The sequence below is a fragment of the Exiguobacterium sp. s133 genome, from assembly GCF_018618595.1.
GTDB classification, from domain to species: domain Bacteria; phylum Bacillota; class Bacilli; order Exiguobacteriales; family Exiguobacteriaceae; genus Exiguobacterium_A; species Exiguobacterium_A oxidotolerans.
Genome location: NZ_JACSMK010000001.1, coordinates 202,403 through 228,832, shown reverse-complemented (window position 1 = coordinate 228,832; position 26,430 = coordinate 202,403). Strand labels below are relative to the sequence as shown.

Annotated in this window: 25 protein-coding genes, 1 pseudogene and 1 riboswitch; of the genes and pseudogenes, 22 read left to right on the top strand and 4 right to left on the bottom strand. The window is 48.1% G+C overall.

Translation table 11 applies throughout. The annotated features are described in order from the left end of the window. The first annotated feature begins 62 nt into the window (after nucleotides 1-62). On the top strand, nucleotides 63-365 hold the full coding sequence (locus KNP96_RS01145; protein ID WP_088837409.1) for a winged helix-turn-helix transcriptional regulator: 303 nt from the start codon (nucleotides 63-65) through the stop codon (nucleotides 363-365). A 35-nt stretch (nucleotides 366-400) separates the two neighbouring features. Continuing rightward, nucleotides 401-1,090, top strand: a complete 690-nt coding sequence (locus KNP96_RS01140; protein WP_214768621.1) for a metal-dependent hydrolase — start codon at nucleotides 401-403, stop codon at nucleotides 1,088-1,090. A gap of 255 nt (nucleotides 1,091-1,345) precedes the next feature. Here KNP96_RS01140 and KNP96_RS01135 read toward each other — a convergent pair whose 3' ends face one another. Continuing rightward, nucleotides 1,346-1,492: a hypothetical protein gene (locus KNP96_RS01135; protein WP_214768619.1), complete on the bottom strand. Its 147-nt coding sequence runs from the start codon at nucleotides 1,490-1,492 to the stop codon at nucleotides 1,346-1,348. 330 nt (nucleotides 1,493-1,822) lie between these two features. Here KNP96_RS01135 and KNP96_RS01130 point away from each other — a divergent pair, with 330 nt between their 5' ends. Continuing rightward, the gene (locus tag KNP96_RS01130; protein ID WP_214768617.1) at nucleotides 1,823-2,722 is read left to right on the top strand and encodes a DUF4097 family beta strand repeat-containing protein; all 900 of its coding nucleotides are present in this window, start codon (nucleotides 1,823-1,825) and stop codon (nucleotides 2,720-2,722) included. Further along, nucleotides 2,719-3,630 carry an FUSC family protein gene (locus KNP96_RS01125; RefSeq protein WP_088837406.1) on the top strand — a complete coding sequence of 304 codons (912 nt, stop codon included), beginning with the start codon at nucleotides 2,719-2,721 and terminating at the stop codon, nucleotides 3,628-3,630. The genes KNP96_RS01130 and KNP96_RS01125 overlap by 4 nt, the downstream gene beginning before the upstream one ends. Before the next feature lie 112 nt (nucleotides 3,631-3,742). Here KNP96_RS01125 and KNP96_RS01120 read toward each other — a convergent pair whose 3' ends face one another. After that, a complete protein-coding gene (locus tag KNP96_RS01120) occupies nucleotides 3,743-5,437 on the bottom strand; it encodes an Rqc2 family fibronectin-binding protein (RefSeq protein WP_088837405.1) in 1,695 nt (564 codons plus the stop codon). A gap of 169 nt (nucleotides 5,438-5,606) precedes the next feature. Here KNP96_RS01120 and gmk point away from each other — a divergent pair, with 169 nt between their 5' ends. The 13 genes and pseudogenes from gmk to KNP96_RS01060 all read left to right on the top strand — a co-directional run bounded on the left by gmk (nucleotide 5,607) and on the right by KNP96_RS01060 (nucleotide 18,386). Beyond that, nucleotides 5,607-6,224, top strand: coding sequence for a guanylate kinase (gene gmk, locus KNP96_RS01115; RefSeq protein ID WP_200872407.1), 618 nt, complete (start codon nucleotides 5,607-5,609; stop codon nucleotides 6,222-6,224). Nucleotide 6,225: 1 nt separating this feature from the next. Next, nucleotides 6,226-6,429, top strand: a complete 204-nt coding sequence (rpoZ, locus tag KNP96_RS01110; RefSeq protein WP_029330878.1) for a DNA-directed RNA polymerase subunit omega — start codon at nucleotides 6,226-6,228, stop codon at nucleotides 6,427-6,429. Between the two features lie 56 nt (nucleotides 6,430-6,485). Beyond that, the gene (gene coaBC, locus KNP96_RS01105) at nucleotides 6,486-7,676 is read left to right on the top strand and encodes a bifunctional phosphopantothenoylcysteine decarboxylase/phosphopantothenate--cysteine ligase CoaBC (RefSeq protein ID WP_214768615.1); all 1,191 of its coding nucleotides are present in this window, start codon (nucleotides 6,486-6,488) and stop codon (nucleotides 7,674-7,676) included. Continuing rightward, on the top strand, nucleotides 7,673-9,997 hold the full coding sequence (gene priA / locus KNP96_RS01100) for a primosomal protein N' (protein ID WP_214768613.1): 2,325 nt from the start codon (nucleotides 7,673-7,675) through the stop codon (nucleotides 9,995-9,997). The genes coaBC and priA overlap by 4 nt, the downstream gene beginning before the upstream one ends. A 9-nt stretch (nucleotides 9,998-10,006) precedes the next feature. Continuing rightward, a pseudogene (def, locus tag KNP96_RS16655) lies at nucleotides 10,007-10,438 on the top strand (peptide deformylase); the annotation flags it as partial. 33 nt (nucleotides 10,439-10,471) lie between these two features. Continuing rightward, nucleotides 10,472-11,392: a methionyl-tRNA formyltransferase gene (gene fmt, locus KNP96_RS01095; RefSeq protein WP_251135704.1), complete on the top strand. Its 921-nt coding sequence runs from the start codon at nucleotides 10,472-10,474 to the stop codon at nucleotides 11,390-11,392. Further along, entirely contained in the window at nucleotides 11,389-12,717 is a 1,329-nt protein-coding gene (gene rsmB, locus KNP96_RS01090) for a 16S rRNA (cytosine(967)-C(5))-methyltransferase RsmB (RefSeq protein ID WP_214768609.1), read from the top strand. The genes fmt and rsmB overlap by 4 nt, the downstream gene beginning before the upstream one ends. Before the next feature lie 61 nt (nucleotides 12,718-12,778). Then, nucleotides 12,779-13,513 carry a Stp1/IreP family PP2C-type Ser/Thr phosphatase gene (locus tag KNP96_RS01085; RefSeq protein WP_214768607.1) on the top strand — a complete coding sequence of 245 codons (735 nt, stop codon included), beginning with the start codon at nucleotides 12,779-12,781 and terminating at the stop codon, nucleotides 13,511-13,513. Nucleotides 13,514-13,515: 2 nt separating this feature from the next. Next, a complete protein-coding gene (gene pknB, locus KNP96_RS01080; RefSeq protein ID WP_214765174.1) occupies nucleotides 13,516-15,432 on the top strand; it encodes a Stk1 family PASTA domain-containing Ser/Thr kinase in 1,917 nt (638 codons plus the stop codon). Nucleotides 15,433-15,468: 36 nt separating this feature from the next. Continuing rightward, nucleotides 15,469-16,374: a ribosome small subunit-dependent GTPase A gene (rsgA, locus tag KNP96_RS01075; RefSeq protein WP_088837398.1), complete on the top strand. Its 906-nt coding sequence runs from the start codon at nucleotides 15,469-15,471 to the stop codon at nucleotides 16,372-16,374. A 1-nt stretch (nucleotide 16,375) separates the two neighbouring features. Then, complete coding sequence (gene rpe, locus KNP96_RS01070; RefSeq protein WP_029330870.1) at nucleotides 16,376-17,032, top strand: ribulose-phosphate 3-epimerase; 657 nt, start codon at nucleotides 16,376-16,378, stop codon at nucleotides 17,030-17,032. A gap of 20 nt (nucleotides 17,033-17,052) precedes the next feature. After that, nucleotides 17,053-17,159, top strand: a riboswitch (TPP riboswitch). Between the two features lie 64 nt (nucleotides 17,160-17,223). Continuing rightward, nucleotides 17,224-17,784, top strand: a complete 561-nt coding sequence (gene thiT, locus KNP96_RS01065; RefSeq protein WP_029330869.1) for an energy-coupled thiamine transporter ThiT — start codon at nucleotides 17,224-17,226, stop codon at nucleotides 17,782-17,784. 2 nt (nucleotides 17,785-17,786) lie between these two features. Further along, nucleotides 17,787-18,386 (top strand): thiamine diphosphokinase, encoded by a 600-nt coding sequence (locus tag KNP96_RS01060; RefSeq protein WP_214768604.1) that lies wholly within the window; start codon nucleotides 17,787-17,789, stop codon nucleotides 18,384-18,386. Between the two features lie 217 nt (nucleotides 18,387-18,603). Here the strand turns inward: KNP96_RS01060 and KNP96_RS01055 are convergent, their stop codons facing one another. Together KNP96_RS01055 and rpmB are read right to left on the bottom strand one after the other, a co-directional pair. Then, nucleotides 18,604-20,013, bottom strand: a complete 1,410-nt coding sequence (locus tag KNP96_RS01055) for an amino acid permease (RefSeq protein ID WP_214768603.1) — start codon at nucleotides 20,011-20,013, stop codon at nucleotides 18,604-18,606. Between the two features lie 139 nt (nucleotides 20,014-20,152). Next, nucleotides 20,153-20,341: a 50S ribosomal protein L28 gene (rpmB, locus tag KNP96_RS01050; protein WP_023468758.1), complete on the bottom strand. Its 189-nt coding sequence runs from the start codon at nucleotides 20,339-20,341 to the stop codon at nucleotides 20,153-20,155. Between the two features lie 284 nt (nucleotides 20,342-20,625). Here rpmB and KNP96_RS01045 point away from each other — a divergent pair, with 284 nt between their 5' ends. The 5 genes from KNP96_RS01045 (at nucleotide 20,626) to recG (ending at nucleotide 26,357) form a co-directional block, all read left to right on the top strand. Further along, complete coding sequence (locus tag KNP96_RS01045) at nucleotides 20,626-20,988, top strand: Asp23/Gls24 family envelope stress response protein (protein WP_029330866.1); 363 nt, start codon at nucleotides 20,626-20,628, stop codon at nucleotides 20,986-20,988. A gap of 25 nt (nucleotides 20,989-21,013) precedes the next feature. Continuing rightward, nucleotides 21,014-22,687, top strand: coding sequence for a DAK2 domain-containing protein (locus tag KNP96_RS01040; protein WP_369834716.1), 1,674 nt, complete (start codon nucleotides 21,014-21,016; stop codon nucleotides 22,685-22,687). A gap of 92 nt (nucleotides 22,688-22,779) precedes the next feature. Further along, nucleotides 22,780-23,442 carry an L-serine ammonia-lyase, iron-sulfur-dependent subunit beta gene (gene sdaAB, locus KNP96_RS01035; RefSeq protein ID WP_088837393.1) on the top strand — a complete coding sequence of 221 codons (663 nt, stop codon included), beginning with the start codon at nucleotides 22,780-22,782 and terminating at the stop codon, nucleotides 23,440-23,442. Between the two features lie 4 nt (nucleotides 23,443-23,446). Next, nucleotides 23,447-24,343, top strand: a complete 897-nt coding sequence (sdaAA, locus tag KNP96_RS01030; RefSeq protein WP_088837392.1) for an L-serine ammonia-lyase, iron-sulfur-dependent, subunit alpha — start codon at nucleotides 23,447-23,449, stop codon at nucleotides 24,341-24,343. Continuing rightward, nucleotides 24,327-26,357, top strand: a complete 2,031-nt coding sequence (recG, locus tag KNP96_RS01025; protein WP_088837391.1) for an ATP-dependent DNA helicase RecG — start codon at nucleotides 24,327-24,329, stop codon at nucleotides 26,355-26,357. Before sdaAA ends, recG begins: the two co-directional genes overlap by 17 nt. Nucleotides 26,358-26,430 lie beyond the last annotated feature (73 nt).

The following is a 26,430-nucleotide window of genomic DNA, read 5'->3' as shown; positions in this document are numbered from 1 at the left end:
CGATACACTCGATTGCATAGTATGCACTTTGAAGTAACTACTTGAAGGAGAGACGAAAAGTAATGACGACAGAACAATTTCCAGTTAATCGAGCGCTCGAAATCATTGGTGGAAAATGGCGCCCACAGTTATATTGCACATTAGAGAACGGTCCTAAACGTTTTCTAGAATTGCATCGGTCGATTCCGGGCATCTCAAGGAAGGTGTTGACAGATCAATTAAAGGAACTTGAACGACTTGGCATGGTCGAACGGATTGAATTTGATGAAGCGGTCCTGCATGTCGAATACCGACTGACAGATGCTGCGTTTACGCTTCAACCGGCGATGAAAGGTTTATGTGCTTGGGGAGAGGGGAAAAAATAACTCGTTCCGATTATTTGTTAGGGGAGGTCTTTTAAATGAAAGTGACATATCACGGACAGTCAACGGTAACGATTGAAACGAATGGGCAACACATCGTGATTGACCCGTTTTTTAGTGGGAATGACAAAGCGATGACAAAACCGGAAGACGTCAAAGTAGATTTTATTCTATTGACCCACGCCCATGCCGATCATATGGCGGATGCGGAAACGATTGCGAAGTCGACGGGCGCGACGATTGTCGCAACACATGAACTAGCGACGTATTTAAGTTTTAAAGGGTTGAATGTTCATCCGATGAATATCGGCGGTCAATTTGAATTTCCATTCGGAAAAGTAAAAATGACGCAAGCCTTCCATTCTTCAAGCATCATTGATGAAGAGAAGCAGACCATCATGTACATGGGAATGCCGGCTGGCTTCTTACTGACGATTGAAGATAAGGTACTGTACCATGCAGGAGATACGGCGTTGTTCGGCGATTTAGCATTGTATGGGGCACATCATGACATTGATCTTGCATTTTTACCAATCGGCGACAATTTCACGATGGGACCGGAAGACGCCTTAATCGCTGCCGATATGTTGCAGGCGAACGCGGTTGTACCGATTCATTACGATACATTCGACTTAATCAAACAAGATGCAACGGCATTTTGCGAGCAACTCGAAGCACAAGAGCAGATCGGCCATGCCTTAGCAATCGATGAGTCGCTTGAACTGTAAGATGGACTACTCGTTTTAAAGAGACGGGGCTGACTCATAAGTCGGACGAACATCCATCCCAGTGACGGACGTTTCCGCCATCCTCGCTTTCCATCGGCGGAAGGTAAGCCGCGGCAGCCCACATTTCATGCGGTCATGCCGGGTCTTACCTATTCCTGACGGAAACGCGAATCACGTTTCCTTTTCCCGTAGGAGTCAACGAAATATTACACTTTTTAGGTAATACCGTGACGGAAAACGGCGCATGCAGATGGTTTAGCGCGTAATCTGTCTCGAATCGCTTTTAAAGCGAAAAGCAATCGGTCGCGATCCTGCAGCTTTGCTGTAGCGGCGCGACTGGTTGCCGCTTTGAAGACGAGGCGAGACAGGGGAGCGCGAACGGATTGCTTCTCGATAGCGCATGTTCACGTTTCATAAGAGTTCGTCTACACGCTGGAATGGCTGATGATCCCGCTTTTCACGGAATCATCGGCCATTTCTCTGTAAATTCTTCTTTTTCATGATGGTTAGTGTGTGCCTGGGACACGCATGAAAAAGTCCTAATTCAGTTTAATCGATAATCGTTCCCACCTTTGAGTCAGCCTCGTCTCTTTTTGTGACCTGCTTTTTAGCCGGCGTTCATTCTTCCGCCCGATGGCGGGTTGGGCATGTTTCTCGTATGATAAAGAGGGCATGTTGACAGGACAATCATAAATTCGGAATAATGGAAGTGAACTGGATGGAGGTAAACGGATGGACGATACAACGAGTAGATCAGAACGAAAACGAAAACAGTCGACGTTTACACGTTTAAAAGCAAAACGACGAAAACAAAATGATTCTTTTGAAAGAATTGGTCAGCGCAAGCCTGTTCGCCGTCCGTGGATACTATATGCTTCGGTCGGATCAGCCCTTATTCTTCTATACGCGGTGACACTCTTACTTACGACAGATTCTTTATCTCGTGGTGAGACATTCAAGACGACGAACCGCTATAAAACATTACAAATCGAAGCACCGAACGCGAGCATCAACTTCGTTAGAAGCACGGATGGGAATGTTCAATTGAAACTGGTCGATAGTGCTTCAAGTAAAAAACGCTTAAAAGTCGGGACGTCAGGAAATACGATTACCGTGACAGGACGTGACGGCTGGCTGGCCCGATTCGGAAATCGCCCGAGCTTGAAAACGGGGGATTATGAGATTGAAGTTGGTTTACCCAGCTATATGAATCGGATTGATGTCGATGCGGCCTCGTTAACAGGGATGGGCGTTTTTGCCAAGGTGATTCAGCTTGACGCGGAGACGATTCGTCTGAACAAAATTAACGCAGATGACGTGACATTGATTGGGAGCGGATCTGTTGACATCGAGGATTTGAATGCTGTTCATGCTGATGTCACAGGAAAGAGTGTCAAACTCGACGAATATGGTGTGAAACTTGATTTAAGCGTCAAGACGATTGATGGAGCGATTCGATTAAATCCTGCAAAAACCGCTGGGACAATTACGGTTGAAACGGATGGAGATTTGAAAGCTGCAAAACGTTACACGAAATTAAAAGACGACAGTGCAGTTATTTATGAGCTGTCGAAACAAGAAAAGCCGGAAGTGACGGTTGAAAGTGAAGTCGGGCAGGTGACGCTCGAGTGAACATCCAATTTCGAATCGGTCTCCGTACCATTAAGACAGGGATCGCCGTCGCGATTGCGCTCAGCTTCTCTTGGTACGTCTTTGACATCTATTCTGGAATGGGAGCCGTCGCAGCAATCGTTGCGATGCAACCGACGATTCACCGCTCCTTTAAAATGTTCTTTAATCGAGTGTTCGGAACGATTTTAGGCCTTGTCTGTGGTCTCGTAGTCGTTGCGACGTTAGGGGCAAACCCCTTGACGATTGGGTTAGCCGTTATCGTGTCGCTCGTCTTCAACTCGATGATTGGTCGGACGGACATGTCGACGTTTGCTGCCTTTGCCATCGTTTTGATGTTTGAAAGTCCGACTGCCGATTATGTCCATTATGCCTTGACGCGGTCTCTGTTGACGGTCGTTGGTGTTTTATCGGCGGTCGCCGTCAACTATATCGTCTTCCCACCGCACTATGAAAACCGTTTGATGTTGCTCGTCAAAAAAACGACGCAACAATTAATGGAGGACTGGCGGAGTCTCGTTAAGGACGACGTAAAACTGCTGGCAGTCCGTAAGCAAGTGCTGAAACATGAAGAGATGATGTTAATGCTTCAAGAAGATCAAAAATATCCGCTCGTGACGAGTGGACAAAGTGAACCGTTTATTGAACTGAAGCAGCTCGTCGATTTAGAAGATAAATTACTGTTACTGCTTGAGAGTATCGCCAGTCACCGAGATATCCCGATGACGGATGAACAAGAAAAAATGCTCGGTCAAGAGATCGACTTTTTGTTGAGTCATCATTATGATGTGATTTTTTCGCATGAACGGAAACAATCAATGTTCTCGTTTGATGAAGAAGTGAATGAAGCGAAGGATATCATCAATGGGCATCTCCTTGATTACCGTGAACAGCTCGAAAAAATCAAGTAGATGTTCTCTCCGAGCGGGCGTCTCATAATATTTTCGTAAAAGAAGACGAACACGACAAAAAAGATGGAACGTCACTTCAAAGTGATGTTCCATCTTTTTTGGCGTGTAAATATCATTTTAGGCGAAGCGCTTGTACGAGACTCGCATCCGGAGTGACGTACAACGTCGTTTGATCCGTATAGATGACGAAACCGGGTTTGGCACCACTTGGCTTCTTGACATGACGGAGTTCCGTAAAATCGACAGGGACTTGACTCGATTCACGTGCTTTTGAATAATAAGCAGCAACCATCGCGGCTTCTTTTAATGTCGTTTCATCCGGTTCATCACTCCGAATGATGACGTGCGAGCCGGGTATGTCTTTCGTATGCAACCAGGTTTCGGAGCGTCGTCCGAATTTGAACGTCGCATAGTCATTTTGTTTGTTATTCTTACCGACGAAGAAGTCGATGCCCGTTGAAGATTGATAAGCTTCAAGTTTTGGGACGAGCGGTTTCTTTTTCTTTTTACTGCGCTCGCGTAAGTAGCCTTCTTCGACGAGTTCTTCGCGCATTTCCCGGATATCATCGGGTGATGCAACCTCGAGTTGGGCGAGTAACGACTCGAAGTAATCGATTTCGAGTTGGTTCTTCGTCAATTGTTTTGCGACTTCAACTTTAGCTGTCTTTAGTTTGTTGTAGCGTTTATAGTAACGCTGTGCATTTTCGTTCGGTGAGAAACGGGGATCGAGTGCAATTGTGATTTCTTTCCCGTCCTCATCATAATAATCGACGACGGTCGCTTCTTTCATCCCACGTTGTAATTGATACAAGTAGGTCGTCAAGAGCTCACCTTTATGCTTCAGTTCATCCATCTTCTCAGTCGCCGCAAGGTCACGTTCGAGTTTCGTCCGTTTTAAGAGGTTCTTCTCGTATTCACTCTTAATGAAGCGTTCTAAATCCGCGGCCTGTTGTTTGACACGGTCGCGGTTCGATTTTTGATGGAAAAAGGCATCGAGGACGTCACCACTCGTCGTGAACGTTTTTTCATCGACAATCTCGCCATGCTGTAAGGCAACGGGCGAAAACCGTTCTTTCCCACTCGCGAGCCGTTGGAAATAGTACGGTCCTTCCAGTTCGTTCAAGACGGACCGGAGTGCTTCCGCGAGCGAAGTTCGATTGGCAAGCCCTGCACGCAAGACGACTTCTTCAGCGATTTGTGGGGATAGTCCACTGAACAGCCCGAGTAATTGACGGTCAATCTTACCGGCGTTCCAATCGATACGATGTAAGGCTGTTTCAATATCCCCGGTCAATGGATCGACTTTATCCTGTTGCGGCGGGAGTTGATATTGTAGTCCCGGCATGATCGTCCGGAACGTATTTTGACTGAGTGGAAGATGCTTAATCGCATCAAGGATTTTGTCCTGACCATCCGTCAATAGAATGTTCGAGTGACGTCCCATCAATTCGATGTACAATTTTTTAGCTTCTTCGTCACCGAGTTCATTGCGGGAACGGATACGCATCAAAATGACACGGTCCCGTCCTAATTGTTCAATTGATTCGATGAAGCCACCTTCTAGATGCTTCCGGAGCATCATGCAAAACATCGGGGGTTCGCTAGGATTGCTCGTCGATTCGCTCGTCATATGCAAACGTGCATACATTGCGTTCGCAGATGCGAGTAGGGTGACGTTCTTACGATCGGCCCGGATGCTAAAAATTAAATCGAGTGCGTACGGTTGATGAATCTTGTTGATCCGCCCACCGACGAGCATCTGTAGTTCGTTGACGACACGTGTCGTCATCAATCCATCAAAAGCCATGATATTACCTTCTTTCCTGATTTCGTTTCCACTTTCTAAAGGTAACAGAAACGGCTTCGTTATGGTATGATAAAGCAGTCGAGCTAGAAAAAGATTACTTGCGAACTTCCTGTCTATACTGCTAATATGAAACAATGTGAAGTTTGTTAGATGGAGGGGTTCTGAAGTGATTTTCAAAGAGCGTGGCTTATTACTCGTATTATCTGGTCCAAGTGGTGTTGGTAAAGGGACGGTTTGTCGTGCCTTACGTGAAGACGAGGACAATAATTTGCATTATTCGGTGTCATGTACGACACGGAAACCGCGTGAAGGAGAAATTGATGGTGTTCATTATTTCTTCAAAACACGTGATGAGTTCGAGCATATGATTGAAAACAATCAATTACTTGAGCATGCAGAATTTGTTGGGAATTATTACGGTACACCAGTTGACTGGGTGAACAAAATCTTAGATGAAGGCAAAGATGTCATCTTAGAAATCGAAGTACAAGGTGCGATGCAAGTGAAGGAGCACTTCCCGGAAGCGGTCTTCTTGTTCTTGGCGCCTCCGAGTCTTCAAGAATTACGCAATCGTCTCATCGGGCGAGGGACTGAATCAGAAGAAGTCATCAAACAACGTCTCCTCGTTGCAAAAGAAGAGATTGAAATGATGGATGCTTATGATTATGTCGTGACGAATGATGAAATTCACAAAGCGTGTGATCGGATTCAAGCAATCGTCACTGCGGAACATTGTAGTCGGGAACGCGTTGCGTCCCTTTATAAAAAAGCCATGGAGGTTAAATAACATGTTATATCCATCAGTAGATAAGCTACAAAAGAAAGTCCCTTCTAAATACACAATTGTGACGGTCGCTGCTAAACGAGCGCGTCAAATTCAAGACGGAAAACGTGTGAAAGTCGCGAATCCGAAATCACATAAGCCAGTCGGAAAAGCCCTTGAAGAGCTCTACTTCGGAGAGGTATTGGTCACGAACCAACCGCAAGACTAATTTTGAAGCAGCCACTCCTCATTGTGGCTGTTTTTTTCAATAAGGAGGAGTTCAATATGCTAACGAATCGTAATATCTTACTCTGCGTCGGAGGTGGAATTGCCTCCTATAAAGCGGCGGCACTCGCCTCAAAACTTGTTCAGGCAGGGGCGGACGTCCAAGTCGCAATGACGAAAAATGCGCAACAATTCGTCGGGAAGACGACGTTTGAGGCATTGACACGGAAGCCGGTCTATGATGATGTCTTCATCGAACATGATGCTTCGAAAATCGCGCATATCGATTTAGCGGATGAGGCGGATTTGATTGTCGTTGCTCCAGCGACAGCGAATTTGATTGCCAAACTCGCGACAGGCATCGCCGACGATTTCATCACGACGACGATTCTCGCTGCGAAGTGTCCTGTCGTCGTCGCACCGGCGATGAACGTCAATATGCTCGAACATCCGGCGACAGTCCGAAATCTCGATCAATTGATGGCAGACGGCGTCCAGGTGATTGCACCAGGAGTCGGTAATCTTGCTTGTGGATGGGTCGGGAAAGGACGTCTTCCGGAGCCTGAGGATTTAGTCGAGACCATCAAAGGGCTCTTCGAGACGAAACCACTTGCCGGGCGTCATGTATTAGTCAGTGCCGGTCCGACAATCGAACGGATTGATCCGGTCCGTTATCTAACAAATGATTCGTCCGGAAAAATGGGTGTTGCGCTAGCAGAAGCAGCACGTGATTTTGGCGCTACGGTGACACTCGTCCATGGACCGATTAAAGGCGAACTGCCGAGCGGGATGACGACAGTGGCGATTGAATCAGGAGACGAGATGCTCCATGAGATGCTTACGCGTTATGCGGCACAAGATTTAGTCATCATGGCGGCAGCAGTGGCCGATTATCGTCCAACGGTTCAATATACGAAAAAACAGAAAAAAATCGATGGGCCGTTACGGATTGAACTCGAAGAGACGACGGACATTTTACGGACGTTGGGTGAGCAGAAGACGCATCAAGTGCTTGTCGGGTTCGCGGCTGAGACGGAACAAGTCGAAGTTCACGCTCTGAAAAAACTAGAGCGAAAGCATGCTGATTTTATTGTCGCAAATGATGTCTCCCGTCCGGACATCGGATTTTCAAGTGACGAAAACCAAGTGACAGTTTTCGGGAAAAATGGTCCCGCTAGACACTACGGTCAACAACTGAAAACGGATTTAGCGAAAGTTTTACTGGAACAATTCGCTGAGGTCTTACGATGATTGCTGAAGTCATCGTCGACGTAGCAGCAGCGACCGTCGACCGACCGTTCGATTATGAAATACCGGAATTGTGGCAGAATCTTGTCGTTCCCGGCATGCGAGTCGAAGTACCCTTTGGGCCACGTGCGTTACTTGGCATCGTCGTCGCGACAAAGGAAGAAAGCGATTTGACACGGATTAAACCGATTGTCCGTGTTCTTGATGAAGTTCCGACCTATACGGAGGAACTGTTAGAACTTTCCTCGTATCTGTCGGAGACGACACTTTGTTATCAAGCGACGGCGTTACTCGCGATGTTACCCGCGGCGTTAAAGGTCAGTTATGATAAACTGATTTTGACGGAAACTGCTCGATTTTCGAACTGGAACCGCAAAAAAATCAGTCAGTTCCCGAGTGAAGTCCAACAAGAAATCTTACTTGCCGCACGCCAAGGCGAGATTGAGCTCCAACCGGTCGTCAAAGAAAAAAAGACGACGAAAACGGACAAACGGATTCGCCTGCTCGATCCGTCGATTCCGTTGTCGAGCCAAGCGACAAAACAAGTGTTATTGCGGGACTATTTAATCGAACAAAAGGAGACGATGTGGAGTCACGTCATGCATGAGCTCGATTTGACATTAAGCATCGTCCATACGCTAGAACGTAAAGGTGTCCTCAGTGTCGAAACGGTGGACATCCATCGCAATCCCTACGAACATTTGACGCAGGATATCTTTACGCCTGCGATGCTGACAGACGATCAACAGGCGGCGGTCGACGCGATTACGGCGCCGGACGAAACGGCGACCTTTTTACTGCATGGTGTGACCGGCAGTGGAAAAACGGAAGTTTACCTCGAGTCGATTCACGCGATGCTTGAACGGGGACGACAGGCGATTTTGCTTGTGCCCGAAATTAGTCTGACACCGATGATGGTCAAACGATTCAAGCGTCGGTTCGGGGAACGGGTCGCCGTCTTGCATAGCGGGTTGTCGCTCGGTGAGAAGTACGATGAATGGCGCAAGATTGCGCAAGGGGAAGTCGATGTCGTCGTCGGGGCACGCTCTGCCGTGTTTGCACCACTGACGAATGTCGGCATCATCATCTTAGATGAAGAACATGAAACAACGTATAAGCAAGAAGAAAATCCAAGGTACCATACGCGAGATGTCGCCACGTGGCGGGCTGCGTTCCATCATTGCCCGGTCGTCCTCGGAAGTGCGACACCGATTCTTGAGACATACGCCCGGTCGCAAAAAGGGGTCTATCAGTATTTACCGCTCAAGGAACGATTCGGTGGCGAGTTGCCTCCGGTCGATATCATCGACATGCGTAAAGAACTCGAGCGCGGGAACCGGACACCGTTTAGCTTGCCGCTGATCGAAGGAATCAAACAACGGATTGAGCGGGGCGAACAGACAGTCCTGCTACTCAATCGACGTGGTTATACGACGTTTGTCCTGTGTCGTGATTGTGGAGAGACGTTGCAGTGTCCGCACTGTGCTGTCAACTTGACGTATCATCAACAAGCCGATCGTCTCAAATGCCATTACTGTGGTTTCGAGGCAGCGATGCCAAAAGAATGTCCATCCTGTTCGTCGAAAAAAATTCGACAGTTCGGGACGGGGACGCAAAAGATTGAAGAAGAACTGGCACATTTGATTCCGGAAGCGAAAATCATTCGAATGGATCAAGATACGACGTCGCGTAAAGGCGCATACGAAAAGTTACTCAATGCCTTTGAACGACGCGAGGGAAACATTTTACTCGGGACGCAGATGATTGCGAAAGGGCTAGATTTTCCGAATGTCACACTCGTCGGTGTCATCGCAGCAGATGCGACACTTGGAATTCCTGATTTTCGGGCGAGTGAACGGACGTTCCAGTTGATTACGCAAGTCTCCGGACGCGCCGGTCGCGGTGAACTGGCTGGGCAATCCATCATCCAAACGTACAATCCCGAGCATTACGTCATCCAAACCGCAAAGCAACATGATTATGAAACGTTTTATAAACGTGAGATGCAATTACGTAAACTAGGTGGGCATCCCCCATTTTGGTTTTTAGGACTCATAACGATTTCAGCGGCGCATCCGCTTGAAGCGCAGGCGGAAGCGGAAGCAATTGCGGCACAACTACGACATCTTGAGTCAGACGACCTCGTCGTCAATGGTCCGCTCGATGCACCGCTCGCCCGACTGAAAAACATGTATCGGCAGCAAGTCATTATAAAACACAAAGGTCAAGAAGAGGTGCGGGAGGCACTCCGCGCGATGCTCGCATTACGCATCAAACAAAAGATCCAAGTAACAGTGGATTTAAATCCATTCGTATTTATGTGAGGTGGCAGTATGTATAAAGTAGTAGAAGTTCCAAATGACGTATTGCGTCAGACGTGTCAACGCGTCACGAAGTTTGATAAAAAGTTAGGCAAGATGATCGATCGAATGTTCGACACGATGTACGAGTATGACGGCGTCGGACTCGCAGCACCACAAGTTAATCAGCCGATCCGTGTCGCCGTTGTCCATACCGATGACGAGACAGGTCCGATTGAGTTGATCAACCCGGAAATCCTCGAATCAAGTGGATCGCAAATCGATGACGAAGGGTGTTTGAGTATGCCTGGTGTCTTCGGTCCTGTCGAACGATTCGACCACATCGTCGTCAAAACACAAGACCGCCTTGGACGCAGCGTTAAAATCAAAGCAAGTGGTTTTTTCGCGCGTGCAATCCAGCATGAGATGGATCATCTCGACGGCGTGCTGTTCACGGATAAACTCGTTGAACAGGATGCGGCACCACGTGTCGTTTTCATGGGGACGCCTGAATTTGCAGCGAGTACGCTCCGTGAAGTGATTGATGCTGGGTACAATGTCGTCGGTGTCGTCTCGCAGCCGGATAAACCGGTCGGACGAAAACGCGAAATTAAACCGACACCGGTCAAAGAAGTCGCACTTGCCCACGCGATTCCTGTCTTGCAACCGATGAAGATTCGCGAGGATTACCAAGACTTGCTCGACCTGAACCCGGACATCATCATCACGGCAGCTTACGGACAAATCGTTCCGTCTGCCGTACTTGAGGCTCCGAAATATGGCGCAATCAATGTCCACGCGTCCTTGTTACCAAAGTACCGTGGTGGGGCGCCGATTCATCAAGCCATCATCGATGGTGAGAAGGAGACGGGCGTGACAATCATGTATATGGTCGATCGCTTGGACGCGGGAGACATGTTATCAAAAATCATCGTCCCGATCGAAGAACGGGATACGGTCGGTACGATGTTCGAAAAATTGAGTGACGCTGGAGCACGTTTATTGATTGAAACACTCCCACAATTATTTGCCGGGACATTAACACCGGAAGCACAACGGGAAGAGGATGTAACATTTTCTCCGAATATCAGTCGGGAACGGGAACGGCTTGACTTCTCTCGCCCGGGGGAAGAACTTTACAACCACATCCGGGGGATGAACCCATTCCCGAGTGCCTATACGCTACTTGGCAAAGATCGACTTAAAGTCTACTTCGCTGAGAAGTGTGAAGGGACCGGAACACCAGGAGAAATCATTGCGCTCGACAGCGATGGTCCGGTCATTGCGACGGGCTCGGATATCGCCTTGAAACTCGTCGATCTCCAACCTGCCGGAAAGAAACGGATGGATGGTGCGACCTTCATGCGTGGGATTGGTCAGACGCTCGAAATCGGACAGAAAGTAGGCGAAGATGCATGAATGTACGCGATGCTGCAGTCACGACGTTATTGAAAATTGGACAAGGTGGTGCATTTTCGACGATCTCCGTCCACCAGATGCTTGAAAAACGGGCGATTTCAAAAGCCGATGTCGGGTTATATACGGAACTCGTCTATGGGACACTCAGCCGTGAGTTGACACTCGACTATATCCTCGATCCGTTGCTCGCGTCACAAAAAAAACTCGATCCCTTCATGCGACCTTTGCTCCGGATGAGTGTCTATCAGTTATTTTATCTAGACCGGATTCCGGATCACGCCGTCATCAACGAAGCGGTCGAAATCGCGAAAACGCGTGGAAAACCGCATATCGCAAAAGTTGTCAACGGTGTCTTACGTAACGTTTTACGTCAAGGGAAACCAGACTTCTCAACGATTCCTTCAACGAGCAAACGAATCAGCATTGAGACGAGTCACCCGGAGTGGCTTGTCGAGCGCTGGATTGAATTGTTCGGGGAAGACGAGACGTTGAAGATTTGTCAAATCAACAACGAAGCGGCACCCGTCACGGTCCGCGTCAATCGGAATAAAGCGACCGTCGAAGAAGCCGTCGAATTACTCGAAGCCCAAGGTGTCTTTGCTAAACCAGCCGCCGTCGCCCCGGACGGACTTGAAATCATCAGTGGCAGTGTCCAACAAACGGATTTGCTCGACCGTGGGTATCTCTCGCTTCAAGATGAGAGTTCGATGCTCGTTGCGCGGGCCGTCGGAGCAGAACCGTCTGACCATGTGCTCGACAGTTGTGCAGCACCGGGTGGGAAAGCGATGCATATTGCGGAAGGCTTGACGACAGGTTCGTTGACGGCACTTGATTTACACACACATAAAATTAAATTACTAAAAAAACAGGCAGAACGTCTTGAACTCGATACGGTAGAAGCAGAAGCCCTCGACGCACGAAAAGTCGGCGACCGGTTCGATGCAGAATCGTTTGACCGGATTCTCGTTGATGCACCGTGCTCTGGACTCGGTGTCATCCGCCGGAAACCCGACATTAAATGGACAAAGCAACCAGGAAATTTAACACAGTTACCTGTCATTCAGCGACAAATCATCGAGGCAGTTCTTCCACTCGTCAAGCGCGGAGGGACATTCGTCTATTCGACGTGTACGATTGATCCAGTCGAAAATGAACAACAAACGGAATTTATCTTAAGCCAAGGGTTTGTTTTTGATGAGTCGTTCAAAGGACGAATGCCAGAAAGCGTGCAGCCGTTGATTTCAGAACGGGCGGAGCTCAAGTTGCTTCCGACGACGCTTGGGACCGACGGATTTTACATCGCAGCCTTTAAAAAGCAAGGATGACACGCACGCTGAATTTTCTTAAATGCATCAACAGTAGGTGAGATAGAAGAGGAGGACGGTCATGGAGTTAGCTTATCTGACGACGACGGGAAAAGTGCGATTGCAAAACGAGGATACGGTGTTACTCGTTGGTGATGAAAAACAAGGGCTTGCCGTCGTCGCTGACGGAATGGGTGGTCACGCGGCAGGTGAGAAGGCAAGCGCGATTGTGCATCAAGTATTTGCTGATGCCTATGCGGACATGCCAAGCCGACCAGCTGAATTATCTTCTTGGATTGAACAGCAAGTGGAAATTGCCAATTCTCAAATCTTACAGTATTCCAAGACAGAAAACTTGGCCGTCGTCGGAACGACGATGGCGTGTGTCTGTTGGTCAGACGAACTCCTTGTTATCGGTCATGTCGGGGATAGTCGAGTCTATGCGATTGAAGAAGGTCAATTGAAGCAACTGACAGATGATCATTCTTATGTCAATATGCTAAAGCAATTAGGTGAACTGTCGGAAGAAGAAGTCGAAAATCATCCACGTCGAAACGTCATCACGCGCTCGATTGGCTCGAACGAACTCGTCGACGTCGACGTCCAAGTCCGGGATGCACCAGATTATGAAATTGTCCTCGTCTGTAGTGACGGATTAACGGATGAAGTTCCGTATGAAGTAATACAACAGCTGCTACAAGAAGATGCGCCACTCGAGCAAATCGTTGAACGATTAGTTTTTGAGGCGAATGAGCGGGGTGGAGCAGACAACATCACCGTTGCTGCCATCCGTTTCAAAGAAAGAAAGAGGGGCTGAATATGCGATACGGAGATCGATTAAATGACCGCTACCGCATAGAACGGCTAGTTGGAAATGGCGGGATGGCGAATGTCTATCAAGCTTATGATGAAATCTTAAAACGGAATGTCGCAATCAAAATTTTACGGACTGAATTTTCGCATGATGAACAATTCATTCGGCGCTTTGAGCGCGAAGCTCATGCTGCGACAAGTTTGAACCATCCGAATATCGTTGCCGTCTATGATGTCGGTGAAGAGGATTCGATTTACTATATCGTGATGGAGTTCATCGATGGGATGACGTTGAAAACCTACTGTGAAGGACGACCGCTCGCAATCAATAAAGCGGTTGAAATCATCAGTCAGATTTGTGACGCGATTGATCATGCCCATGCCCATCGCATCATCCACAGAGATATAAAACCACAAAATATGCTCGTCCGAGAGGATGGTACGGTCAAGGTGACGGACTTCGGTATTGCCGTCGCGATGTCGAACGCGACATTGACACATACGATGTCCGTTCTTGGTTCAGTGCATTACTTCTCACCTGAGCAGGCAAAAGGAAAATTTGCCGATGAAAAATCGGATATTTATTCGCTCGGTGCTGTCCTTTATGAACTCGTGACAGGACACGTCCCGTTCGAAGGAGATTCACCCGTTGCCGTGGCATTAAAACACTTGCAAGATACAGCGCGACGGCCATCCGTCTTGAATCCTGCCGTGCCGCAAGCGCTAGAAAACTGTATCATGCAGGCACTAGCGAAGGCCCCGCACGATCGGCAACAATCCGTTGCTGAATTTCGGGAAGATATGGTGACGGCATTATCTGTTGAACGAGCAGATGAAGGGGTTCGCGGGGAAGATCCGATGGAGCAAACGATGGTGTTAAGTCCAGTCTCGACTCCGTCCGGAACTCCGGTCAAGGAAGAAGAAGCTACGGTCGCGACAGTTGTACCGAAACAAAAGAAAAAAAAGCGATGGTGGATTGTGCTCGTATTCCTCCTCTTACTCGGAGGTGCCGCGACGACGTTCGCGATGTGGCCGGATCCGACGGTCGTTGTGCCGGATGTCGCAAAAGAAGATGCGGACGAGGCCGAAAAACAACTTGAGAAACTCGGTTTTATCGTCGAATCGACTAAGCGATCGAGTGATACGATTGATGAAGGACTTGTCATCAGTCAAGCACCGCGGGCAAAAGTGACCGTCAAAAAAGGTTCGACGGTCAATCTTGTTGTCTCGACGGGCAGTGATCCGGTCGAAGTGCCGGATGTAACGGACGAAACAGAGAAAAAAGCGACCTCGATCTTGAAGGATGCTGGGTTCTCAAAAGTAGATGTCGAAAAAGAAGAGTCGGAAGACATTAAACAAGGCAATGTCATCCGGCAATCGATTTCAGCCGGAACAGAAGTGATTGCAAAGGAACAGACGATTACAATCACGGTATCCGAAGGTTCGTCAGCGTTTGAATTGAAGGATTTGACGAACATGTCGAGTGCTGAAGCAAAAGCGTACTTGGACGCGACAGGTCTCGACGGTACATTCGAACAAGAATTTTCGAGTGAAGTCGAACTGGACCAAGTCATTCGTCAATTTCCGCAAGCGGGTGTCAAAGTCGAGCCGAACGATTCCGTGACGGTCTTTATTTCAAAAGGGGAGGAAGAACAAACCGTGACGGCGACCTTCCCGGAAAAAGTAGCCTACGATGCTGTAGGTGAAGGGGATGAAGATCCGCCGCGGCAAGTCATTCGAATCGAGACGGATGATGCTAAAGGGAAACGTACGGTGATTGAAGAGTCGATTGACAGTGATGAAACATTTGATGTTCCGGTGACGATTGATCCGGGCGAAGAAGGAAAAATCACAATTTATAAAGATGATGTAGTGTATCGCTCGAAAACGATTACCTATAAACAAGCGAAAGCAGAACAATGAGTGTGCTACGAACCGCAAATTGAAGGAGGGCATGGGATGGCAGAAAATCGTATCGAAGAAAATCGGGACGGGACGATCATTCGTCTACAAGGTGGGTTTTATGATGTCATGACGACGCAGGGCGAGGTGCGATCGCGCGCTCGGGGAAACTTCCGAAAACGTGGTATCAGTCCTGTTGTAGGAGATGAGGTCGTATTGCATATCGAAAGCGAAACTGGATACATTTTAGAAGTGAAGGAACGGCAAAATTTCCTGGTTCGTCCACCGGTCGCAAACATCGATCAAGCTTTGCTTGTCGTCTCAGCAGCAGAACCGGACTTTTCAGCCCATTTGCTCGATCGATTTTTAGTCTTAATCGAAGCAAAAGAGATTCAACCTATCATTATCTTGACGAAGATGGATTTGTTGCAAGGAACAGCGGAAGCAGAAGTCCGGACGGCGATTGCCGGTTACCGACAAATCGGTTATCAGGTGATTGAGACGTCGAGTGAGACGCTAGAAGGGGTAGAGGAAGTCCGCCCGCTACTCAAGGAAAAAACAAGTGTGCTCGCGGGACAGTCGGGAGTCGGAAAAAGTTCATTGTTGAATGCGCTCGATGCGACGCTCGATCTCGAGACGAGCCACATCTCGAAATCGCTCGGACGCGGACGACATACGACGCGTCATGTGACGTTAATTCCGCTTGCAGAGGGCTTGATTGCTGATACGCCAGGGTTTTCGAACCTCGATTTTCCACACGAGATGGAAATCGAAGAATTACGTTGGTGTTTTCCAGAATTCGTCGCACGGCAAGATACGTGCAAATACCGTGGTTGCCTGCATTTAAACGAACCAGGCTGTGCTGTCAAAAAATCAGTTGAGGGAGAAGAAATCATGTCCTCACGCTATACGAATTATGGTATGTTTGTAGAGGAAATCAAGAATCGAGCGCGGAGGTATTGAAATGATTAAAATCGCACCATCTATTTTATCAGCAGATTTCGCCAACCTAGAACGAGACGTTAAAGCTGTCGAGGCGGCAGGAGCAGATTACATCCATTTCGACGTCATGGACGGCCAGTTCGTCCCGAACATTTCATTTGGTCTACCCGTCCTCAGTAGTCTTCGTCAAAAGACGGACATGGTCCTTGACGTTCATTTAATGATCGATCGACCAGAAAACTTCGTCGAAGCGTTTGTAGCGGCAGGAGCGGATATCGTCACCTTCCATGTCGAAGCGACGAATCATGTCCATCGTGTCTTGCAACAAATCAAAGGGGCTGGAGCAAAGGCCGGCGTCGTGCTGAATCCACACACGTCACTGTCGACGATTGAACATGTCCTAGAAGAAGTCGACATGGTCTTGTTGATGACGGTCAATCCAGGATTTGGCGGACAAGCTTTCTTGCCGAGCGTCATGACGAAGCTGAAGCAATTGGCGATGATCAAAGCAGAGCGCGGTTTGACGTTCGAAATTGAAATCGATGGTGGTGTCAACGCGGAAACGGCAAAACTGTGTATCGACAATGGGGCAAACGTCCTTGTCGCAGGTTCTGCAATCTACAATGCACCAGACTATGCGGAAGCCATCACTAGTATTCGAAACGCGGCTCACGTATAATAGAGCCAAGACAATTAAATTTTGACCGCAAGGGGTGTCGCGTCAAGCGGCTGAGAGAAGTGAGTAGACTTTAACCCTTCGAACCTGTTCCGTTCAGACGGACGTAGGGATGTGGCGCACGCAGGCAGTACGGCGTCCGTCGTACTGCCTTTTTGTTGTCATCATTATTTTATTTTTAGGAGGAACACAGTATGAAACGATTACAAATGTTAATGGAGATTGCGATTTTCGCGAGTCTCGGTGTTGTATTTGATTTATTGATTCCGTTCAAAATGCCACAAGGCGGATCCATCAGCTTAGCGATGTTACCGATTTTCGTCATGGCCTTTCGTCACGGCGTCGTTGGTGGTGTCATCACGGGTGCGCTCGTCGGAACGATTCAATTGATGTTCGCTCCGCAAGTCTTGACGGTCGTCCAACCGCTGCTTGACTATACGCTTGCATATGGTGTCGTCGGTTTGAGTGGAGTGTTCGCAGGCCAAGTCAAAAAAGCAGCAACAGAAGGTCAAAAAAAGCGTCTCATGACGATTGTTTTGTTTGCGACCTTGTTAGGTGCCGGTCTACGTTACATCTGTCATGTCATCAGTGGAATCGTCTTTTTTGCAGAGTATGCCAAAGGACCGGTCGTTCCTTACTCGTTCATTTATAACGCGACGTATATGGCTCCGTCGTACGTTTTATGTGGGGTCGTTGCAGGTATTTTGCTTACGACAGCACCACGTCTTTTACGTTACTCCGCTCGCGGTATTTAAAGATGAGAGTTTTAATCGTTGCGGCAGGACCGGCAGAAGACGTCCCGACGCTCGCACCATTCGTGAAAGACAAGACGATGATTATCGGTGTTGACGGCGGGATTGCGACATTAGTGGAGCAAGGACTTGATTTTGATGTGGCAATCGGTGACTTTGATTCGCTCAGATACGTTCCGGATGGTGGATTGCTTCATCCGGCAGAAAAAGATGAAACGGACTTAGAACTAGCGTTACGTTACGCTACCGAACAGGCTGCAGGTGCTGAACTACTCATCTTTGGTGCGACGGGTGGTCGGCTCGACATGACGCTACAGAACGTCTATTTGTTAAAACAATTTCCGATGGCACGACTCGTGACGAAACGTGAGGATGTCCGGTACTGGAAAACCGGTCAGTACGAACTCGCGTCTGAAGGGTATCATTACCTGTCATTCATTCCCCTTGTCCCGTCGAACTTGACGTTACGCGGCGTCAAATACCCCTTGACGGAGCATCCTGTTCCGGTCGGTGGTTCGCTGACGGTCAGCAATGAGTGGGTTGGTGTTGCGCAAGTGACGGTCGTCGAAGGGGAAGTCCTCGTCCTGCGCACGCATGAAAAATAAAAACGCGATAGACGCGATTCCATCATATCTCGCTGATGCGACCGGGACATGCGTTCTTCAAGTACACGTCATGACGTCATGAACAAAAAGATAGGTATGGCAAACGCCGATGACTCCGTATGTGAAACGGAATCATCGGCGCTTTGATTTTTTAGCAGCTTATTTAGTTAGCCGCCTGTTTGAGATTAACCCGGTGTATCCAGGGTCCGATAACAAGTTACCGATTGTCGTGAAGTGTCGAACTGGCTGCTTGTTGTTCGCTTTTTGCAGCGATATGTTTTCCTTTGACGAAAAGATGGTAACTTGCCCATGTCAGTAGGAAGAAAGGGACGCCGAGATATAAGGCGACGCGTTGATCGGCTTGAAAACCTAAACTGATTAAGACGAGCAGATTGAGTGAGAATGAGAGGATGGGTAAGACTGGGAAGAACGGTGTTTTGAACTTCAGTTCGTCAAGCGTGTGTCCTGCCTTGATGAATTGGCGTCGGAAAGCGATTTGCGAAGCGGAAATCGAGATCCAACCGACTTGTGCTCCGAGACCGGCGATGGATAATAGCCAGATGAAGACGGTATCTTCTGCGAAGAATGCCGTCAATAAGGATAACATCGCGAACAGCATCGTGAACGTTAAGGCGCGCATCGGCACACCCCGCTGATTGACGATGGCGAGTTTCTTTGAAATCATGCCTTCTTGCGACATCGACCAGAGCATGCGTGTCGCAGCATACAGTCCAGAGTTTCCGACGGATAAGAGTGCCGTCAAAACGACGATGTTCATCAAATCTGCAGCATATGGGATACCGATTGCGTCAAATACCATGATGAAGGGACTGCTGATGCCGCTCGCCGATTCATACGGAATTAAAGCCCCGATAATTGTAATCGAGAGGACGAAGAAAATAAACGTCCGCCAAACCGTATTACGAATCGCTTTCGGAATCGATTTTTCTGGATCACTCGATTCCCCGGCAGCGACACCAATCAATTCTGTTCCTTGGAAAGCGAAGTTGACGGCAATCATCGTCGTCAAGACGCCGAGAGCCCCGTTCGGAAACCAGCCGTTCGCCGTGAAGTTCGCGAACAACGTAGCTGGTCGTTCAGCCGCCATATCAATCCATCCGAACCATGCGGCTCCCCCGAGTCCGATGAAGAACAGGATGGCGAGTACTTTAAGACTTGAAAACCAAAATTCTGCTTCTCCGAATGCTTTCGCAGAGATCGCGTTCAATCCGAATAAGATGACGGTAAATAAGGCGCACCAGATGACGACGGGAACCTGTGGAAACCAGCGATCCATCAGACTACCGGCAGCTGTGATTTCAAGAGCGACGGTCACGGCCCAGCCGAGCCAATAAATCCAACCGACGGCAAAACCGATGCCTGGACCGATAAAACGTGTCGTATACGTTTGGAATGAACCGGACACAGGCATGTGGACAGCCATCTCTCCTAGACAGAGCATCGTTAAGTACATGATTGTTCCGCCGACGATGTAACTGAGGACCGCCCCGAGTGGTCCTGCTTGCGAAATCGTCAACCCTGAACCGAGAAATAACCCCGTCCCGATAATACCACCAAGCGAAATCATGAATAGATGTCGGCTTGTCATGGCTCTTTTTAACTGCATGATGAATTCCCCCTTGAGCAATAAAGTAACTGCCAACTTATTGTAAGCGTTTTCAAATGCTGCGACAATTACTTTAGGAGAAAAATAAAAAAGACGACAAAAAAACCGGAAGGGAAGATTCCCGTCCGGTTTTTGCGCCTTATACGCGTTCGACTTTACCTGATTTAAGAGCTCGAGCTGAAACCCAAACCTTTTTAGGTTTACCGTCAACGAGGATACGTACTTTTTGTACGTTGACTCCCCAAGTGCGTTTCGTTTTGTTCAATGCGTGTGAACGGTTGTTTCCCGACTTCGGCGATTTTCCAGTAACGTAGCATTTACGTGCCATGCGTTCCGCCTCCTTTTATGTTGTTTTGCGTTCGTCCTAATAGACACTTTGCTATCTTAGCATGGTGTCAGGACGGTTGCAACATAAAAAAAGTAGCTGACAAGAAAAAAACTTGACAGAGAACCTCAAAATTTAAAATAATGGATGAGGATGATGGTAAAAGTTAATTTGACCGCTACTATTTTTCACTTATTCATTGTATAGTCAGTACGGCGACTTTTCAATAGTAGGTCCTTATAGTAGAATTACGAGAAGAACACAATTAGTTAAAGGGGGCTACTCAGGTGGCGATCGAGATGAAAACGACCTATGGAAAGATTGATGTAGATAATGATGTCGTCGCGCAACTGGCGGGCGGAGCAGCAATGGAATGTTTTGGTGTCGTTGGTATGGCATCACAATCACAAATCAAAGATGGGCTAGCTGAATTATTGAAACGTGAGAATTTTGCACGTGGCGTCATCGTTCGACAATCTTCAGAACAAGTTCACATCGATATGCATATCATTGTGAGTTACGGTACGAAAATTTCTGAAGTCGCGAACAATGTTCAAAGCCGTGTTAAATATACGTTGAACCAAGCGTTAGGGTTAGAAGTGACATCTGTAAATATTTTTGTCCAAGGAGTCCGTTTGACGAATGTCTAAGACGGAAATAGAGGAGGAAACTTTAGTGAGTGTAGATCGTTTAACAGGAGCCCAATTAGTCAAGATGATTCAAAATGGCGCGGCAAATCTCTATCAAAATGCAGATTTCGTCGATTCACTGAACGTGTTCCCTGTGCCGGATGGCGATACAGGAACGAACATGAACTTGACGATGACATCTGGATCGAAAGAAGCAACAAACGCAACATCTGATTCTGTCGCAGACGTCGCATCAATATTCGCACGAGGTCTTTTAATGGGGGCACGTGGGAACTCTGGTGTTATCTTAAGTCAATTATTCCGTGGTTTCTCGAAATCGATTGAAGGAAAACAAACAATCGATACGAAGGAATTCGCAGATGCCTTGCAAAAAGGTGTTGATACAGCATACAAGGCCGTCATGAAGCCAGTCGAAGGGACGATTTTAACAGTTGCTCGTGAAACAGCAGTCGCTGCGATCGCACAATCGGAAACAACGACGGACTTACTTGAATTGATGCGCGGGATTGTCGAAGCATCAAAAGTTTCACTCGAAGGAACACCCGATCTTTTACCGGTCTTAAAAGAAGTCGGTGTCGTCGATTCTGGTGGACAGGGACTTGTTTGTATTTATGAAGGCTTCCTTGCGACACTCGAAGGAAAAGAACTTGAAAAACCGCATGCTCCTGTCATGGAAGCACTCGTCGAAGCAGAGCATCATAAATCGGCTCAAAGCTTCATGTCGACAGAGGAAATCCATTACGGTTACTGTACAGAAATCATGGTTCGTTTCCAAGATGATAAGTTAGCGAATGCACCGTTCAGTGAAGAAGCATTCCGTAACGAATTATCTGAGTTCGGAGATTCACTGCTCGTCGTCGCAGATGAAGAGTTGCTCAAAGTTCATGTCCATGTCGAGACACCAGGTGATGTCATCAACAAAGGACAAAAATTTGGTGAGCTCGTCGCGGTTAAAATCGAAAACATGCGCCAACAACACTCAACGATTTTAGAAGAAGAAGGCGTCAATCACGTAACAGCTCCAGTTGCAACGAAAGCGAAAGCGAAATCTGCACTCGTCACGGTCGCAATGGGCGAAGGGATCAGTGAGCTCTTTAAATCACTCGGTGTCAGCATCGTCATCGAAGGTGGACAGACGATGAATCCATCGACGGAAGATATCGTCAAAGCGATTGAAGACGCGCATGCGGAGCACGTCTATGTGTATCCGAACAACTCGAACATCATCATGGCGGCTGAACAAGCAGCATCTGTTGCATCATGCGGCGTGACGGTCGTGAAATCAAAAACGGTCCCACAAGGACTGGCTGCGACAATCGTCTACAACCCGGAAGCGACAGTCGATGAGAACGAGCGTCACATGATGGATGCGATTGGTGCTGTCAAGTCAGGACAAATCACATATGCTGTCCGTGATACGAGTATCGATGGTGTCGAGATTAAAAAAGATGATCACATGGCGATTGCGGAAAAACAAATCGTCGCAACGGATCACTCGAGTCTCGGTGCAGCGAAGAAACTCATCGATACGCTCGTCACGGAAGATGACGAAATCGTAACGATTTTATTTGGAGAAGGCGTAGCCCAAGATGAAGTCGACGAGTTAGTCGCTTACATCGAATCTGTCAATCCGGACGCTGAAGTCGAAGTTCACGACGGAAAGCAACCGCTCTATTCATATATTCTTAGTGTTGAATAAAGAATAAAGGTGAAGTTACCTTTTCACGAATCCCACCATCTGCGATAATAGAGGTGGGATTTTGTTTTGTTTAAAAGAGAGGGGGAAATGAAATGAAGTATCGTAGTGTATTTGATATCATCGGTCCTGTCATGGTAGGACCATCGAGTTCCCATACGGCAGGAGCAGCACGAATCGGTTTGATGGCGGGTAAGTTGTTCGGGGAAACGCCAACAGACATTTATATCACGTTTTATGGATCATTTGCCGATACGTACCGGGGGCACGGAACCGACGTAGCGATCATTGGTGGGGTGCTTGGTTATGATACGTTTGATGATCGGATTCCTGAGTCGATTAAAATCGCCGAAGGGAAAGGGATTCGGATTCATTTTGAAACGAGTGAAGCACTGACGGACCATCCGAACACGGCGCGAGTCCATTTGACTGACGGAGAAAATCAATTTGAACTCGTCGGCATTTCAATTGGCGGAGGAACGATTGAAATTACAGAATTGAATGGTGTACCGTTGCGCCTCTCAGGTGGCGGGCCGGCACTTGTCGTCCTGCACCACGACCGTTTCGGGGCGATTGCGGCAGTCACAAGTATTCTCGCAGACTATGAAATTAACATTGGTCACATGGAAGTGTCGCGCCACGAAAAAGGACGTCAAGCCTTGATGGCGATTGAAATCGATGATCGGATGCCTAAAGAAGTGCTTGAAGAAATTAACCGGTTACCACAAGTCGAACGATCCGTCATGATGGGAGAGTGAAGAAATGTTTAAATCAGTAAAAGAACTCGTAGCACTCGCTACGGAAAAGAATGTACCGATTTCAGAAATCATGATTGAACAAGAAATGACGGTCCGCCACTTAGAGCGTGATGAAGTATACGCAATGATGGAACGGAATTTACAAGTCATGGAAGAAGCTGTCGAACGGTCATTGACAGGCGACGGTGTCGAATCGGTCACCGGTTTGACAGGCGGGGATGCAGTCTTACTGCAGCGATATCGGGCGTCAGGGAACGGGTTATCGGGAGATCTTTTGTTAGATGCCGTCAGCAAAGCCATCGGAACGAATGAAGTCAACGCGGCAATGGGGAAAATCTGTGCGACACCAACAGCAGGGAGCGCGGGCGTCGTCCCAGGGACGTTGTTCGCCGTCAAAGAACGGCTTCAGCCTTCACGCGAGGAGATGCTCCGATACCTTTTCACATCGGGTGCGTTCGGGTTCGTTGTTGCCAATAATGCCTCCATCTCAGGTGCGGCAGGCGGATGCCAAGCGGAAGTAGGTTCGGCGACAGCAATGGCTGCAGCTGCCATCGTCGAAATGGCAGGAGGCACACCGGATCAATCGGCGCATGCGTTTGCAATTGCTTTAAAAAATATGCTTGGTCTCGTCTGTGACCCAGTCGCTGGACTTGTCGAAGTCCCGTGCGTCAAACGAAATGCGATGGGAGGAGCGAATGCGCTCGTCGCAGCAGATATGGCACTGGCTGGAATCACGTCACGTATTCCGTGTGACGAAGTCATCTCGGCAATGTATGAAATCGGTCAAATGATGCCTTCTGCCTTACGTGAAACGGCGAAAGGCGGTCTTGCGAATACACCGACTGGACGCTGGCTCGAGTCGAAGATTTTTGGAGATTTATCGAATGAATCCATCAAGTGAGGTCACGGCACTTAAGGGAGTCGGGCGTGATTTGGCAACTAAGCTTGCAGAAATGGATATCGTAACGATCTCGGACGTGCTGGAGCACGTCCCATTTCGTTACGATGATTTCGTTACGGGGAGTTTGACGGAAGCCATCCATGAAGATAAGGTCAAGTTCACAGGTCAAGTTCAATCAGAACCGCTCGTTCGTTATTACGGAAAAGGTAAGAATCGGCTAACGTTCCGGTTACTTGTCGAAGAACGGTACAGCGTCACGGTGACGATGTTTAACCGTGCCTTCTACAAAGCCCAGTTGAAGTTAGGGGAAGAAGTGACGGTCAGCGGCAAGTGGGATTTGCACCGGATGACGATTTCAGCGACGGAACTTCAATTCGGGGCGATCGAAGGTGAACTGACACCCGTCTATTCCTTAAAAGGTGACATGCGGATGAAGACGTTCCGCCGTGTCGTCGAACTCGCTTTCGCAGCAGTAGAATCAGTCGGGGAGCGGGTGCCCGATTCGATTCGGACGGCGTATCGTCTTCTCGACCGGATGACGATGCTGAAGGCGCTACACTTCCCGACGCATCGAAAAGAATTGACGGCGGCGAGAAGAAGTTATGTGTATGAAGAGTGCCTCTATTTTCAGTTAAAGCTTCAGACATTACGACTTGGAAAGCGGCAGGGACAAGGCATTGCTTTACCGTTACATCAAGCAGCCGTCGACGAGTTCATTGCAGGACTGCCATTTCCGTTGACAGGCGCTCAAAAAAGAGTGACAGAAGAAATTTTGAGTGATATGCATCGAGCAGAGCGAATGAATCGGTTGCTGCAAGGAGATGTCGGAAGTGGGAAGACCGTCATCGCGGCGATTGCCCTGTTCGCGACGATTCGTGCGAACAAGCAAGGTGCCTTGATGGTTCCGACTGAAATACTAGCGGAGCAGCATGCTTCGTCACTTGCCCCGTTACTCGAACCATTCGGGATTAAAGTCGGTCTCTTAACGAGTTCTGTCAAAGGAAAGGCTCGTGTGTTATTGCTAGAAGCCTTACGGCAAGGAGAAATCGACATCCTCGTCGGCACCCATGCCTTGATTCAGGATACAGTCGTCTTCAAGGACTTACATTTAGTGATTACGGACGAACAACATCGGTTTGGTGTCGAACAACGGAAGCGCCTCCGAGCAAAAGCAGCGCAAGCAGATGTCCTCTATATGACGGCGACACCGATTCCGCGAACACTTGCGATTTCTGTGTTTGGCGATATGGATGTTTCGATCATCGACGAGATGCCAGCAGGGCGTAAAGAAATTGAAACGTACTGGGCAAAACCAGAACAGATTGAACGTGTCTTTGGTTTTGTTGAGAAGGAATTACTTCTCGGGCGACAAGCCTATGTCATCACGCCATTGATCGAGGAATCTGAATCGCTTGATGTTCAAAATGCAATGGAATTGCATGCCGTTCTCGTCGAACGTTTCCGCGATCATCAAGTTGGTTTGATGCACGGACGTCTCGGCTCGTCTGAAAAAGACGAGGTCATGCAAGCTTTCAAGGACAATCAGGTCCAAGTCCTCGTCTCGACGACTGTCGTCGAAGTTGGGGTGAACGTCCCGAATGCCTCAATCATCGTCATTTACGATGCAGAACGATTCGGTCTCGCGCAACTGCATCAATTGCGTGGACGTGTCGGACGAGGGGATGCGCAGTCATATTGTATCTTGATTGCTGATCCGTCGTCTGACACCGGGAAAGAGCGAATTAAGACGATGACAGAGACGAACGACGGCTTCAAATTAGCGGAAAAAGACTTAGAACTACGCGGATCGGGTAATTTCTTTGGGACAGAACAAAGTGGATTGCCACGTTTCGTCCTGACAGATCCTGCTCTCGATATTCAAATCATGGAAACAGCCCGGAACGACGCCGTCCGTTTGTTACGTTCGGATGCCTTTTGGCAAACATCGGACTACGACGTGTTACGCCATTATATCGAAGAGCAAGGACTGCTTGACGGAGAAAGAATTGAATAATACTTGAAAGTGAACAACGGGGGATATATACTACTATTAGTACCAGGTGATAATAGTGATTATCCTTCTTGTA

What these genes read in the sequence shown, in the direction of transcription:
- pknB (WP_214765174.1), top strand. Translation starts at nt 13,516, where the DNA reads ATGCGATACGGAGATCGATTAAATGACCGCTACCGCATAGAACGGCTA.
- rpmB (WP_023468758.1), bottom strand. Translation starts at nt 20,341, where the DNA reads ATGGCACGTAAATGCTACGTTACTGGAAAATCGCCGAAGTCGGGAAAC.
- rsmB (WP_214768609.1), top strand. Translation starts at nt 11,389, where the DNA reads ATGAATGTACGCGATGCTGCAGTCACGACGTTATTGAAAATTGGACAA.
- rpoZ (WP_029330878.1), top strand. Translation starts at nt 6,226, where the DNA reads ATGTTATATCCATCAGTAGATAAGCTACAAAAGAAAGTCCCTTCTAAA.
- recG (WP_088837391.1), top strand. Translation starts at nt 24,327, where the DNA reads ATGAATCCATCAAGTGAGGTCACGGCACTTAAGGGAGTCGGGCGTGAT.
- KNP96_RS01060 (WP_214768604.1), top strand. Translation starts at nt 17,787, where the DNA reads ATGAGAGTTTTAATCGTTGCGGCAGGACCGGCAGAAGACGTCCCGACG.
- sdaAA (WP_088837392.1), top strand. Translation starts at nt 23,447, where the DNA reads ATGTTTAAATCAGTAAAAGAACTCGTAGCACTCGCTACGGAAAAGAAT.
- rpe (WP_029330870.1), top strand. Translation starts at nt 16,376, where the DNA reads ATGATTAAAATCGCACCATCTATTTTATCAGCAGATTTCGCCAACCTA.
- KNP96_RS01135 (WP_214768619.1), bottom strand. Translation starts at nt 1,492, where the DNA reads ATGCGCTATCGAGAAGCAATCCGTTCGCGCTCCCCTGTCTCGCCTCGT.
- coaBC (WP_214768615.1), top strand. Translation starts at nt 6,486, where the DNA reads ATGCTAACGAATCGTAATATCTTACTCTGCGTCGGAGGTGGAATTGCC.
- fmt (WP_251135704.1), top strand. Translation starts at nt 10,472, where the DNA reads ATGGGGACGCCTGAATTTGCAGCGAGTACGCTCCGTGAAGTGATTGAT.
- KNP96_RS01140 (WP_214768621.1), top strand. Translation starts at nt 401, where the DNA reads ATGAAAGTGACATATCACGGACAGTCAACGGTAACGATTGAAACGAAT.
- KNP96_RS01120 (WP_088837405.1), bottom strand. Translation starts at nt 5,437, where the DNA reads ATGGCTTTTGATGGATTGATGACGACACGTGTCGTCAACGAACTACAG.
- KNP96_RS01145 (WP_088837409.1), top strand. Translation starts at nt 63, where the DNA reads ATGACGACAGAACAATTTCCAGTTAATCGAGCGCTCGAAATCATTGGT.
- sdaAB (WP_088837393.1), top strand. Translation starts at nt 22,780, where the DNA reads ATGAAGTATCGTAGTGTATTTGATATCATCGGTCCTGTCATGGTAGGA.
- KNP96_RS01085 (WP_214768607.1), top strand. Translation starts at nt 12,779, where the DNA reads ATGGAGTTAGCTTATCTGACGACGACGGGAAAAGTGCGATTGCAAAAC.
- rsgA (WP_088837398.1), top strand. Translation starts at nt 15,469, where the DNA reads ATGGCAGAAAATCGTATCGAAGAAAATCGGGACGGGACGATCATTCGT.
- KNP96_RS01130 (WP_214768617.1), top strand. Translation starts at nt 1,823, where the DNA reads ATGGACGATACAACGAGTAGATCAGAACGAAAACGAAAACAGTCGACG.
- thiT (WP_029330869.1), top strand. Translation starts at nt 17,224, where the DNA reads ATGAAACGATTACAAATGTTAATGGAGATTGCGATTTTCGCGAGTCTC.
- KNP96_RS01055 (WP_214768603.1), bottom strand. Translation starts at nt 20,013, where the DNA reads ATGCAGTTAAAAAGAGCCATGACAAGCCGACATCTATTCATGATTTCG.
- priA (WP_214768613.1), top strand. Translation starts at nt 7,673, where the DNA reads ATGATTGCTGAAGTCATCGTCGACGTAGCAGCAGCGACCGTCGACCGA.